General features: G+C 24.9%; 12 protein-coding genes. All 12 read right to left on the bottom strand.

From position 1 onward, the window contains the following. Positions 1-121: 121 nt before the first annotated feature. Positions 122-754 (bottom strand): hypothetical protein, encoded by a 633-nt coding sequence (locus tag STABA_RS00255; protein ID WP_156005344.1) that lies wholly within the window; start codon positions 752-754, stop codon positions 122-124. A 148-nt stretch (positions 755-902) separates the two neighbouring features. Further along, positions 903-3,104, bottom strand: a complete 2,202-nt coding sequence (locus STABA_RS00250) for a S8 family serine peptidase (protein ID WP_156005341.1) — start codon at positions 3,102-3,104, stop codon at positions 903-905. Between the two features lie 3 nt (positions 3,105-3,107). After that, positions 3,108-4,133, bottom strand: coding sequence for an ATP-binding protein (locus tag STABA_RS00245; RefSeq protein WP_156005338.1), 1,026 nt, complete (start codon positions 4,131-4,133; stop codon positions 3,108-3,110). Between the two features lie 196 nt (positions 4,134-4,329). Next, entirely contained in the window at positions 4,330-4,518 is a 189-nt protein-coding gene (locus STABA_RS00240; protein ID WP_156005335.1) for a hypothetical protein, read from the bottom strand. Positions 4,519-5,273: 755 nt separating this feature from the next. Beyond that, a complete protein-coding gene (locus tag STABA_RS00235) occupies positions 5,274-5,915 on the bottom strand; it encodes a lipoprotein (RefSeq protein WP_156005332.1) in 642 nt (213 codons plus the stop codon). A 97-nt stretch (positions 5,916-6,012) separates the two neighbouring features. After that, entirely contained in the window at positions 6,013-7,482 is a 1,470-nt protein-coding gene (locus STABA_RS00230) for a glycoside hydrolase family 1 protein (protein ID WP_156005329.1), read from the bottom strand. A gap of 1 nt (position 7,483) precedes the next feature. After that, complete coding sequence (locus STABA_RS00225; RefSeq protein WP_156005326.1) at positions 7,484-10,030, bottom strand: glucose PTS transporter subunit IIA; 2,547 nt, start codon at positions 10,028-10,030, stop codon at positions 7,484-7,486. Between the two features lie 85 nt (positions 10,031-10,115). Next, positions 10,116-10,814 carry a MerR family transcriptional regulator gene (locus tag STABA_RS00220; protein WP_156005323.1) on the bottom strand — a complete coding sequence of 233 codons (699 nt, stop codon included), beginning with the start codon at positions 10,812-10,814 and terminating at the stop codon, positions 10,116-10,118. A gap of 67 nt (positions 10,815-10,881) precedes the next feature. Continuing rightward, positions 10,882-11,727 carry a hypothetical protein gene (locus tag STABA_RS00215; protein ID WP_156005320.1) on the bottom strand — a complete coding sequence of 282 codons (846 nt, stop codon included), beginning with the start codon at positions 11,725-11,727 and terminating at the stop codon, positions 10,882-10,884. Between the two features lie 25 nt (positions 11,728-11,752). Continuing rightward, positions 11,753-12,901 carry a hypothetical protein gene (locus STABA_RS00210; protein WP_156005317.1) on the bottom strand — a complete coding sequence of 383 codons (1,149 nt, stop codon included), beginning with the start codon at positions 12,899-12,901 and terminating at the stop codon, positions 11,753-11,755. A gap of 111 nt (positions 12,902-13,012) precedes the next feature. Next, positions 13,013-13,699, bottom strand: a complete 687-nt coding sequence (rplA, locus tag STABA_RS00205) for a 50S ribosomal protein L1 (RefSeq protein WP_156005313.1) — start codon at positions 13,697-13,699, stop codon at positions 13,013-13,015. Then, a complete protein-coding gene (gene rplK, locus STABA_RS00200; RefSeq protein WP_156005310.1) occupies positions 13,699-14,136 on the bottom strand; it encodes a 50S ribosomal protein L11 in 438 nt (145 codons plus the stop codon). The genes rplA and rplK overlap by 1 nt, the downstream gene beginning before the upstream one ends. Between the last annotated feature and the right edge of the window lie 316 nt (positions 14,137-14,452).

Genomic DNA, 14,452 nt, shown 5'->3' with positions numbered 1-14,452 from the left:
AATTTCATTCCTTTTTTTTATGATTTTAACATTTATTTAATTAACACTAAAAACTAAAATATTCAGTTATATAAAAAAACTTATTCTAAATAATAGAATAAGTTTGTAATTTTAATCTAGACTAATATTTTTTTATATTTATTTGATAAGTTTCGCCTTTTAAATAAATACTATTTCTAGTTGCATAAACATGTCCTGATAAAAAACGACCATATATATCTATTTCTTCTATATCCGAAAATGTATAATCGATATTTTCTTTGACATTGGTATTAAGTTCTAATAAAGCGTTTGTTACAATACTTTTTCAAGCTTCTTCATTGTATGCTGTTGAGTTATTTGGGATTGATAGTTTATTAACACTTATTCTATCATCAACATATTCTAAAGCAAATATTATATATCCTTTTATAATTTTACTTTTTTCTAATGAAACCACTTTTAATCAACCAGAATATAAAGGTGTTGATCTACTAAAATAACTCTTATCAAAATTATAATCTTCTCCCTCTTTTAATGAACTATTATAATTTTTTAGTATTGCTACTGCTTCTGCTTTTGCATCTTCTAAACTATTGGATAGATGTTTTAGTATTTTTACAGGAATATCATTTAAATCAACTTTTTTATCGACTTGTTGATTATTTTCATTACTTGAACTAGAGCTGTTCTTATCTCCTGTACATGCATTTATTGATAACACAGATGTAGTTGTTAAAAATAATGTTGATAACATGCTAATTAATTTTTTCATAACTGCCTCCTTTAAAAATCTTAAAAATATAATAACACTTATATGTGTAAAAAACTCTTAAGTTTATTAAGAGTTTATTAATATAGGAATTTTAAAGTTATTTAAAAATATATAAAATGGTTTTGTTAAAGATATTAAAAGCATTTTTTTAAATCACATCTAGTTCTATCTCTTCACTTTCAAAAACATTGCTAAGGTTTTCTATAATTAATTCTCTATTATTCATCGCAAAATCAGATAAGCACTTTTCAACAAGTGGTTTTAAATGAACTACAATTCCATATTTAATTTCAGGAAAAATATTATCAATTAAATCTACTCTTTGTACTACAAAAGAGAAAACATTTGTTATATTTTTTGTTGTTTTTTTATTATTTTCTAAAAAGTCTGAGTCCAATATAACTCTATTTGGATTATATTTTCCAAAATGTTTTCTTAGGTAATCTTCATTAGCAGAAACACCATCAATACTATCCTTATCTTTTTTTAGTTTTACTATATTAGATCTTTTATTATCAACTGTTTCTGCAATTCTAAATGCAATATCAGAAGAACAATATTCATCACCAAGTGTCAATTGATTTGGCACATTATAAGACAATGAGTACGATATTGCAAACTCCGTTTTATTATTGCTTTTAGGTAATTTAATAGTAATTTCCTTTTTACTTTTTTGTTTTATTGAACCTTCAATAAATAAAAAAATTTCATCTTTGTTTTTTAAAACATCTAAATTAGATATGTTATTTTTATCAATTTTAGCTAAATAATTAATTAACGCTCTTGTAGTATATGTTTGTAATTTAAATTTTTCCAATAAATAAGCATATTTTCTTGTAACCAATGGAGTTGTAAAAGAAGTTCCATCACTAATGCAAATTTTTTCTTTTGAATTTAAAGTATATAAATAATTTTTATCTCAATCTACTTGTTTATTATTATTTCCATACTCATATGTATTAGGCTTGTTATAAAAACCAAAGATTTTAGATGACCCAGAGTATTCACATATATTAGTTTCCCCATTGTAATTTTTATAAACACTTCCTACAGAAATAGAAGATAAAGAATCACCAGGAGAAGTTAAATTATTAGCTTTCTCGTTACCTGCTGATACAATAAATTGAACATCATATTTATACTGTAATACATCAAGGAGTTTACCAAAAATCGATACTTTATTACCATTTTTATAGCAACCTATTGATATATTTCACACTTTTATTGATTTATAATTTTTTTTAACAGCTAACTCTATTTGTCTCATTAAATAAGAAGTCAATATTTTTCCTTGCGGTAAAACCTCAAATAGTTTTATTTTGAAACATCCTAAATTATCTTTATTTTTATTTATTAAATCATTACATGCTAATACCGAAATAACTTCTGTACCATGTTCAAAATCTCTATTTTTATTAATTGGTAATAAATTTTCATGTGATTCTACTACGTTTAAATACCCTGGAAGCTTTACAGCAGAATCAAAAACTCCAATTATTGTATTATTAAATTTCAATTTATTTTTCTTTTCTAAGTCTTTTTTCAATTCTTGTTCTAATTCTTTATCTAAAATTTCTATTTCATCATCGCTTGTCATAAAAGAAAACAAAAATGGATATAATTCAATAATTTTATTGGTTGTTTCAATATCTAAATTTCAGAATTCAGACCCAATGTATGAATCAAAATTAAAGTTAACTCCTTCTTTTTCTAAAAGAGTTTTTATTTCTTCAACTTTTTTAATATTTAAAAAAGAAAAAATTTGTGGTTTGTCTATTTTTGCATATTTTTTTATTTCTATTTTTTCAATATAAATCAAGTCATTAATTATTCAAAGATCTTTATTTTTAAGTTCTTTATAGTTTAATTTTATCCAACTATTTATTGACTTATTATAAGATTCACTTGATATAGTTTTTATTTTTTTATTTTCTAATTTTTTATTAAACTCTATTTCAAAATTACATTTAGATAAATTGTTTGATATGTTTTTGAGTTTTTCTAATGTAAATAATAATGCTTTTTTATCACATCCATAAATTAATCTTATTTTAGAAACTTTTTTTCCATCAGATAAATATTCTGCACTAATCTGCTTTGGGTTATTTCCCATTAAAAACATATGCTTTATTCTGGAAGTTTTAGGTACAATTTTATTGTAAGTAACAGAAATGGGCATAATTTGAAAGATTTTGTAATTATCAAAGATAACTATCATTTTTTCTAAAGTTGATATAATTTCATCTACCTTTTTTCTTATATCAAAAGTTCATTTAGCGTAATTAATTGTATCTCTACCATTTGTTTGTAATTCAGTTGAAGGTTCCTTGATTTTATATATATTTGCCATTTCTTAACCAGTCTCCTTCGAATACATTCTTTGAAGTGTGGATCGACTCATGCCTGTTATAGTTTGTAAATCCCTTAATGAAAAACCTTTTTCTAGTAACTGATTTTCATCAATATTTAATAATTTTATTGCTGCTTGTTCAACTTCCTGTTCATAAAGAATTGCATTTAAAATAATTTCTTCAGGGAAAGAATAATTTATTTCATCAATGAATGTAGAAAATATTTTTTCAATTAACTTTTCATTAAAATTAATTTCTAAACCCTTCGACTTATCTTGTAGCAATAACATCAATTTTGCTATATCAATATTATTCATTGTGATTTTCATATTAAATCTTCTAATAGTAGATTCATCTATAAAATTTTGTTTATTTGTTATAGCCACAAATATTAAACCAGGTTTTAAATTATCGACACAATTATTAAATACTCCTATCATTCTGTGATATTCATCATTTATGTTTCTGTCTCTTGAACCAATTAAAGAATCGAACTCATCAAATAATATAATTGCATCATTACATTGATTTATCTCTTGAAATAATGTTTCTATATTTTTTTGTGTTTCACCAAGTTTAGAAGAAACTATTTTTGCTGCACTTACAGAATAAAGTTTTTTTTCTAATGATTTTGCTAGATTTTTTATCAAACTTGTTTTCCCTGAGCCTGGTCTACCTTCTATGATTAATTTAATACCATTAAATTTATATAAAACCTTTTCATTTTCTAAAATCTTTTTTAGTCTAAAATAAGTGACATCATTATCATTTATTAAAAAATCCTTATAATTATTTTCTAAAGTTAATAATTCAAAATTTTTATCATTGCCAAATAAGACATCTTTATTTGCAAAAGTTACTGAGTCTATTCCCATAAGGTCTAAAATATAAGAAGCTTCTTTACTATAACCTTGATTTGATATATCTTTACTCAAACTTTTTAAAATACTTATTGTTTCTTTATCTATATTATTACGAACCTTTTCTATAATATTTATTAAGTCCTTTAAATGTATTTGCGCTTTCATTTTATCACCAATTTAATTATATATGTTTATTAAAAAATGAGACAAAAATGTTAAAAAGTGAGACAAAAATGTTAAAAAGTGAGACACATTAATAAAATATTTCAAAATAAATCTTATTATATTTAAAAATCTATAAGTTTTTAGTTATAAAAAAAATCATTTATTTATATATTAAATAAATGATTATATTGTTTTTTTAAACCAGCTTTAAAACAAAAACTACATGTCCCTCAACACGAGCACTAGATAATTTTGCAGTAACTGTAATTGATCCTTCAGCGCTACTTGTTGGAGCTTTAAATTCTGAAAACACAAATTCATTTTTTATTATTTCTCCTTCTTTATTTTGAAATAACTTATATGCTTGATTAATAGCACTTAACATACCTACTTCAGCTGTGTCTTGTTTGGCATCTTTAACATCAATTTTTGTTAATCAAAAGAAGAGTTTAAATGCATTTTACTTCCTTCTTTAAATGAGAATGTTACTGATCCTTTGGATGAAGTTTTACCTTCTCCTGGTTCAACTTTTAAAGTTTTTTCACTTTCATTTTCACTATGAATATAAGTAAATTTAAACTCTTCTTTTGCTAAGCTAGTATTAAACTTATTGTTAATTAATTTTATATCTTCTTGAGTTGCATTTGTTTCATTTATAGGTTTAACATAAATAGTTTTTTCTTCTTGTGTAAAAGTAGAGAGATCAAGAGCTACTTGATTAGTTTTTTCTGCAACTGTTACATTAATTACATCAACTGTTTTTCCATATGTTAAAGTAACTTCTGCAGTTTCTTTTGCTTTTAATCCTGTTAAAACTAATTGAATTTTACCATCTCCGTTTTCATCTTTAGCAAATATAACTTTTGCTTCAACACCATTTGTATTTTTTGTTTCTACTTTTATGTCAGCATTTTTTTTTGGACTAACAACTTCTATGCTTAATTCTTTAACTTCTCCTTCTTTAATTAAAATTTCAGATTTAAAGTCCCCTTTAAAAGATCACGCTTGAGTAGTTTTTTTAGGACATGCAACAACAGCACTTGAAGCTGTGAAATCATTCCTACTGTTCCTAATATACTTAATAATTTTTTCATATTTTCAAATAAAAACTTATTCTAAATTTCTAGAATAAGTTTTTTCTTATTTTTCCTCTTTATCATTTTTGCTATATTCATAAGTTACAGTCACATTACCTTTAAAATTAATCGATGTTTCTAAAGCCGTAATTAAAGAAGTTAATTTTTTATCTTTTCCTACAATTGCACTAATTTCTACTTCTTGATAGTCTAGATTTAAATTTAGATTTACTTTGTTAAGTTTTTCTACGATTTCTATATCTGATGGATAATCTCTTGAACCGCTTCATTTTCCTAAATCTTTATTTTCTATTGTTGATAAATCTATTTTATCTTTTAAGCCAACCTTAACAGAAATTGTATCTTCATAAATTTCACCATATTTAATTGTTATATTAGCATCACCTGAAGATATTGCTTTTAATGTAATACTAAACTTTCCAGTTCCTTCTGTATCTTTATCTATATTTGAAATGACAGATACAATTTTAATATCGCTTGATTCAACTATTATTGGTGTATCTTTTTTTGGTTCTTTTTCCTTAAGTGTCAAATTAAAAACTTTTTCTTCTCCATACTGCAACTTTATATTTCTATTAATATCAAAACCTGGTGGTTTTGCTCCTTTAAAGTTGCATGATATTGCAACACTTGATCCTGCTGCACTTAATCCAACAGCTCCTAATATACTTAATAATTTTTTCATAATATTTCTCCCGTTCTTAGTTTTTCAACTATTTAAATTATAAAGCAAATATACTTAATAACAAAAAAAGTATTGTGCATCAACACAATACTTTAAATTAGTTTTCTCAAAGTTTTTTTCCGTTACTATCCACAACTTGTTTAAATCATTTTCCTGATTCTTTTATTCTTCTTTCTCCACTACCTTTTCCATAGTCGTCAATGTCAACATAAATTAAACCATAACGTTTTGACATTTCTTTTGAAGATAAACTTACTAAATCAATTGCTGTTCAAATTGTATATCCAATACATTCAACTCCATCTTCATAAATTGCTAATAATAAATTTTTTAAATGTTCTTGTAAATAATTTATTCTATATGAATCATTTAACTCATTTTTTTTATCATCTCATTTTTCATCAACACCCATACCATTTTCAACAATCATAATAGGTTTTTTAAAACGATAATATAAATCATTCATAAATACTCTTAAACCAATTGGATCAATTTGTCATCCTCATTCAGTTGCTTCTAAAAATTTATTTCTTGGTCCTGGTTTACCATGTAAAATATTTTTTTCCTCTTCATCATACTCTACAGTATTAGAAGAATAATAAGAGAAAGTTAAATAGTCAACTGTATTATTTTTTAAAATTTCTTTTTCTTCTTCAGTAATGTTTAATTTAATATTCATTTTTTGAAAATAGTTTAATGCATACTGAGGATATACTCCATTTGCAATTACTTCATAAAAATATCATTTATACATTTGAGAAACTTTTAACTCTGCTAATCCATCTTTTGGATTAGTTGAAGCAGGATAAGAATGTCCAGCTGCATTCATTGAACCCATTTTATTATTTGGATTGATTTTGTGTGCTAACTTTACACACAATGCTTGAGCAACAAATTGATTGTGAACTGCATTGTATAATTTTTCTAATCTTTTATCATCATTTTCATCAACAACAAGTCCAGCTCCAGTATATCCACCATGAGTTGTTAAGTTAATCTCATTAAAACAAATTCAATAATCTGTATATTTATCAAACTCTGTTAGCACAACTTTTGCATACTCTAAAAATTTTTCAATAGATTTTTTATTTTCAAAACCATTAAACTCTTCTAATAATCAAATTGGACAATCATAATGGTTAATTGTTAAAACTAATTTAATATTATTTTTTAAAGCTTCATCAAATATTTTTTTATAATGATCAACTGCTTTTTGATTTACAACTCCATCATTTTTTGGAATTATTCTACTTCATGATATAGAAGTTCTAAATGTGTTTATTCCAACTTGTTTAAACAATTTAAAGTCTTCTGCATACTTATTATAAAAATCTATTCCCCATCTAAATGGAAAAACTAAATCTTTATTTTTTTTAGCATCGTTATATTCTTGTTTTGTCATTTCAAGTCAATTTATCTTTGTATCATTTCTTACTAATTTAGGATTATAAAATTTGTAGTCCGCAACACACATACCTTTATCATCTTGATCAAAAGCTCCTTCGTATTGCGTTGCAGCAGCAGCTCCTCCAATCATAAAGTTTTTTGGAAATTCAAAATTACTCATATTATTTAACTCCTTGCAGTTTTAAATTTTTTATTTCTTTTTTTTCACTTTTACTAAATCCATATAATCTCATATCTTCATAACCATATGAAATATCAACTGTATGAGTTGCATTTCAATATCCGTTTTTAAAATTATTTAAATATTGAAGATTAGTTTCTTTTTCTAAAATACTAATTGTGTTTGCTACTTTACTATCTAAGTCTTTTATTTTTTCTTGATAAGTTTTTATTACAAGTTTATTTGTATTTGTTATTTCTTGTTTTTCTAAATTTAGTTTTAGTTTTTCTTTTTCTAATGAAAATTGATTATACAAACTAATTAAATCATTTTTTTTATCAATTGAAGATTGTGATGTTTTTGATTCAAGTCTTTTAATAGCTTCAAAAAGTTTTTTTCTTTTTATTTCTTCTTTTTGCTCTAGTTTTAAAAGTCTATTTTCTATTTTTGTAATTTTTTGTAAGTATTTTTCATAATCATTAAATTCTTTTTTACAACTTATAAACTCTTTATTTAAACTGTCAAGATTTTTATTATATTTATTTTTTGCATCTACAAAAATATTTGTAATAAATCTTTTTACTTTTGAAGATATTTTAATTGCATATCTTTTTTCATCAATTCTTTCTCTATATAAGAATACTGTTAATAAAATTGCTGTTATTAAACTTACTAGAGATCCAATTACAAATCATAATTGATCTAATCCATCTAATCCCATTGGATATAAAATTCCATCTCCAACAAGTCTTCTAAGTTTTGCACCAAGTGAACCCATTACAATTCCACCAACTGCACCAGCAACACAACCAATTGCAAATGGTCTTCCTTTTGGAATGTTAACACCATAAAGAATTGTTTCTGTTATACCAAATGCTGCACTTGGAAGTGTACCAAGTATGACGGATTTAAAATTTCAGTTTTTTGTCATGATTAATACTCCAATTGCAGCACCAATTTGTCCTCAAACCGCTGCTTGACCTCCAGGTAAGATTAAACTAGCAGCTGTTGGGTCTCCTGACAATAAAGGAACTTGTAAAGTTACATAAACCGCAACGTGAACTCCCATAATAACAAGAGGTTGAATTATTAAAGCAAAGATTCCAACTCCTAATCCAATTGGTCATTTTTCAATAAACCCAATTGCTTTGGCAACTCCAATTTCAATTAAGGATAAAATTGGTCCTAACCCAAATAATGTTGGAACAATAGTAATAATAATTACTAAAGGATATCTAAATACAACATCAATTGTTGAAGGCATTCATGTTTTAATTCATTTATCAACATAAAATCCTAAGAACCCTACAAAGATAAATGGTAAGATTGAACCTTCATAAGATTTAACTGCTACTGGAAAATCTCCAATACTAAATAAATATCATCCAGAAATATGATAATTTTTATCTTGAATATAAGTTCCAAATTTATATAAATCCGAATCTGATGTTCCTGTTTGAAAATAAAATCTTGAAACTAATATTAGGCCTAATAAGGCTCCTAGTAAAATGTTTCCACCTAAATATTTAATTGTGTTCATACAAAAGAAAATTCCGACTAACAATAGTCCTGTTTTACTTAAAATTTTCATAATTGTTGAAAACATATTCGCATCATTAGAAGTATCAATAGCTTTTGTTGCTGCAAGCAAGGCATAAAGTGCTGATAAAATTCCTGATGCTAAAATTATAGGAACGTTTGGTGCCATTATCCCGGTCACAACTCCAAGCATTCTTCTTGATAAAGGTGGTTTTAATATTTTGTCTTTTGATACAACTATGTTTGAAACTTTATTTTTTAAGTTCAAAATTTCATCTTTAACTTTATAACACTCTCCTCCAATTATGATTTGAAGTTCAAGTCCATTTCATACAACTCCTTTTACAAGTTTATTTTTTGATATATTTTTTGTATCAACTTTTGCTTTATCAATAATTGAAAAACGAAGTCTAGTCATACAATTATAAACATCTTTGTAGTTTGATTCTCCACCAATATCTACTAAAAACTGTTCTGCAGCTAGTAAGTATTTTGATTTAAATTCAACAATAGAAGTTGCATTATTTTTTATTTCTTCTACATTTGTTTTTTCAAAAACAATGGTATATAAAAGATCACCTTTTTTTACTTCTCCTATATTTAAATCTTTTAATTCATATTGATATTCACCACTAATAGTAATTGGTGTTGCAATACTTATATTTTCTTTTTTTATATACTCTAAATCAACTTTAACTATAGATGATTTTTTATTTACATTTTTTTTTTCTTTAGAAAGTAGTTCGAACGGTTTACCTTTTAATTTCACTGTATCTAATCCTATATGCATTAATATAGCATTTTCAAAATTAGTGCTTTTAAAAAAGTATGCGTGTTTAGTATCAAACACTTGTAATAAAGTTCCTTTTTCTAAAGGTGAATAAAACATACTTTCTTCAGGATAAAAAACTATACCATCACCAAGTAGTTTTTCTGAAAAGACTCCATCTTTTAAGTCTTCTAATTTTGTTGTAGATCCATTACATGGTGCATAAATTTTTAACTCCATTTCTTTTCCTCCTTATGTATTTAATTAAACCTTTTTTTAATTATTCCTACAATAAACAAAAAGTACTAACCTAGGGTTAGCACTTTTAAAATTTTGTAATTCAAATTACAGCTTGATTAAATAAGTCAGGTCCATAATTATAATTTAGTTTATTTTTTATTTGTTTTACATATCTAGGTTCTGCAGTTCATCACTTAATCATGCAAAAAAAATGTAATTTAGAATAATCCTTAATATATGTTTTTAAAAAAACATTAAGACTTTCAAAGTACAGATAAAGATTTTCTAAATGTTTATTTTTTATATAATCAGAAAAACTTGTAAATATATTTTTTCTTATTACTTTTAATTCTTTTTTAAATGTTTCATTTTTATATCATTCAATTCTATAATTATAAAGATCAAACATGACTCCTTTGGCTAAGGTTTCAGACTCAAAATAACCAAAAGTATTTCTATTGATTTCTAACTTTTTATTTTCTGAAAAAGCCACTAAGTTTTTTTCAAAATCATTTAATAAGTTTTTTTCTTTTAAAATAAAATATTTAAACATTTTTAAAAGCTCTATTTCTTTTAAATTGTCTAAAATAATTCTTGTTTCATCTAATGTGAAACCAATTTCTTTTAAAAATTTTATTTTGTATAAAATAATTAATCCTTCATCATCCATCTCTAATTTTTCATTAATTATATCTTTTTTTAATAAATTTTTGTTAATATAATTTTTTATTTGTTTTAATGAACTATTAGTTTTGTGCCTTACAAATTTACTATCATATTTCATAAAAACTCCTTTATTATCTTTTTATATTATATTTGTTTTTTACAATATATAAAAAATGCAAATTTTATTAAACTTCTTCATTTATGATTTTAAAAGTTATATGAACAGTACCTGTATAATTTTCATCAGTTCCAACTATGTCTACTCCGTCATCATTTACTTCATTTTTTACTTTAATATCTTGTTTATTTAAATATTTTGTAGTATCAGGATTTTTTTCTAAAATTTTTTTATAAATTCAATCTAAATCTGGTTTAGGCTTCTCTTCTGATGCTTGATAATCTCCTAAATCTGTTATTTTAATGACATCTGATAATTTTTCTTTTAAATCTTCTGTGCCGCAAGAATAAGTCAATTCTATACTACCTTTAAAGGTTATCCCTTTAGCATTTATTTTGGCATATGTATCTGTTTGACCTTCATCTATATCAAAGTCTTCCTCGGTTAAAAACCTAGCCGATAACATATTTTTCTTTTTTATAGAATTTAAAAGTTCTTTTTTATTTGGCATATTATTATCAGTTTTTATATAACCTAAATTTGTTTCCTTGATTATATCCTCCAGTTTAGTATCTGGAACTATATCTTGTTTTTTATATTCATAATAAAAGTTTGTACTTCCTTGAAATAAAGCTGAACTTTTTTTAGCTTTAATTTTAGCCTCAACTTCTGTTGGATTTCCATCAAATTCAACATATGAAGTTCTTAACTCAAGGTATTCATTTTGCAGATTTATTTGATTTACTAATTCTAATAAGGAAGGTAATTCTTCACTACCTTGGAAATTTCCTAAACTTTTTTCTTCTATAGAATCAAGATCAATTTTTTTAAAAGATTGTAAACAAGCGCTACTAAAAAAACAAACATTAACAACGATGTTTAAAGATAATAAAATATAAATAAGCTTTTTCATAATACTTACCTCATATAAATAAAAATTAACTGTTTTCTGATTCGTATTTAAAAGTAAATTTAGCAGATGAGTTTGCAACAAATCATATACTGTTTGAATTTGCTTTTATGTTATATTGACCATCATAATCGTAGTATGCTTTAAAAAATTCAATTTCTAAATTAGGATCATCATCATATATTCCTAGTTTATTTTTTATTACTTCTTTTACTTCTGTTTCAGCACCTTTTAATGTATTTGTTTTTGGTTTAATTATTAAATCATTGCCTTTAATTGAAGATAGATCACCTTTAACAAAATTGATGGTGAACTTTACATATCTGTTTGCTATAAAATATCTAGCCTTATCTGAAGTATATAAAATAACACTTCCTTTTATATTAGGAGCTTTTGGAGGATCATTATAAAGTAAATCGTTTTCAAAATATTGTGCAGCTCCATTATCAAGTGATAAACCTACACCTAATGTTTTTTCAATTACCGAAAATATTTCTTTATATACTTCATCTTTTGAAACATTTATAGGAGTTATATCTCTATATTCTTCTGGTATTTCTGATAAATCAACTTTTACAAAAACTAATTTAAATTCTAATACTTTATTAGGTATTAAAAGTTTACTATCCTCTAAAGAAGTAAGTCTTAAAACACCATCAAATCCAGGAGTTGCTACAATAAAATCGCTTTCTTTAATTATGTAGTCAATGTTTTCTTCTACATCAACTTTACAAATAGTTTTAATTTTTTCTACAGCAACTTTCTGAGCCGCTTTAAAAGTTTCGTTTTTTGGTTCTAAAATTAAATCTTTTCCTGCTATTTGTGACAAATCAATTTTTTCATTATAATTGAAAACTTTTCTTGAGTACTCATAAGTAATTTCTACTTGTCCAGTATATTTTAGCGATTTAAAAACAGACTTTAAGATTGCTGATGTTTGTGTTGGTTCACTTCCAAAAACAACATCATCTTCTGTTAGTTCTAAACCTTTATTTTTTTGATTAACTAACTCGATTATTTGACTAAGCAATGGTACACTATCTTCTCCTTGAAAACTCCCTATTTCTTTGTTTGTTATACTTTCTAAAGCTAAAGACTTACTAGGACACGCGACTACTAAACTAGATAAATTAGTCGTTAATGTAAAAGTTAATAAAAAACTTATTAATTTTTTCATTTTTTTACCCCATTTTCGAATTGTTATTATTTATATTATATACTTAACACAATTATATGTAAATTGGTTTTAGTTTAATAAAAAAAATATTTCTTAAGAAATATTTTTATTTTAATTTTCCATTAGTATTTTAATTCCTGGCCCCATGGTTGTAGTTACAGATATATTTTTTATATATGTTCCTTTAACAGCTGCTGGTTTTGCTTTTTTAATTACTTCAAATAAGGCTTGGTAATTTTTAATTAAATCTTCTTCTTTAAATGAAACTTTTCCTAAAATTGAATGAATATTTCCTTCTTTATCAGTTCTATATTCAACTTTACCTTTTTTAATTTCTTCTACAGCCTTCTTAACATCTAAAGTAACTGTTCCTGTTTTTGGGTTTGGCATTAATCCTTTCGGTCCCAATACTTTACCTATTTTTCCAAGTTCAGCCATCATTTCAGGAGTAGCAACTATTACATCAAAATCAAATCAGTTTTCTTTTGCTATTTTTTGAATAAGTTCTTCTGCACCAACAAACTCAGCTTTTGCTTCTTCAGCTTCTTTAACCTTAGTTTTTGTTAAAACTAAAACTTTTTGGCTTTTACCTGTTCCACCAGGTAAAACTAAAGCACCTCTTATTTGTTGATCTGCATGTCTTGGGTCAACATTTAAGTTAAACGCTATTTCAACAGTTGAATCAAATTTTGTAATTGAAGTTTCTTTTGCTAATTTAATAGCTTCAGAAATTGGGTATAATTTTGCTTTATCTACTTTTGCATTCGCTATAGTTAATTTTTTACTTAGTTTTGGCATTACTTTTTACCTTCTTTTTCAGGCATACCTTCAACTTTTATACCCATATTTCTTGCTGATCCTTCAATTATTCTCATTGCAGCTTCAATAGTTGTAGCATTTAAGTCAACCATTTTGTATTCTGCTATTTTTCTTACTTCCTCTGCTGAAATTGTTGCTACTACTTCTTTTCCAGAATTTTTACTTCCTTTACTAATATTTGCAGCTTTTTTTAATAAAAATGCTGCAGGAGTAGTTTTTAATACAAAGTCAAATGATTTATCATCATATGCTGTAATAACAACTGGTACTACTTCACCAGCTCTTTCTTTAGTGGCATCATTAAATTGTTGTGTGAATTGCGGCATGTTAATTCCTAATGAAGCTAATTCAGCTCCTGGTTTTGCTTGCATTGCCATAAATTCAAGTTTTGCTATACGTGTGATTTTCTTTGCCACGAACAACACCTCCCTGTTTTCGCTGTGGTCCTAACGTTTAAATATATTCATATTCTAACTTCCACAATTAAAATCTGCCTTATTTAATATTATCACAATTATGCTTGATTTGCATAAAAAAAATTGACCACATCACTAATCAACTTTTTTATCTTATTTAAACTTTTTAATTATTATTTTTTATAAAGTGTATAAACACAAATCCTTTAGTTTTGTTTTCTTGGTCATTAATACAAAATAATCTTAAATTAAATTCTTTAAAAAAATTTAATTGGGTTAAACCCAAAATCATTATATAACACTATTGATAAGTTTA

The organism is Spiroplasma tabanidicola, assembly GCF_009730595.1.
GTDB classification, from domain to species: domain Bacteria; phylum Bacillota_I; class Bacilli_A; order Mycoplasmatales; family Mycoplasmataceae; genus Spiroplasma_A; species Spiroplasma_A tabanidicola.
Note: the sequence above shows the minus strand (reverse complement) of the source record. Positions and strands in the feature narration are given on the sequence as shown.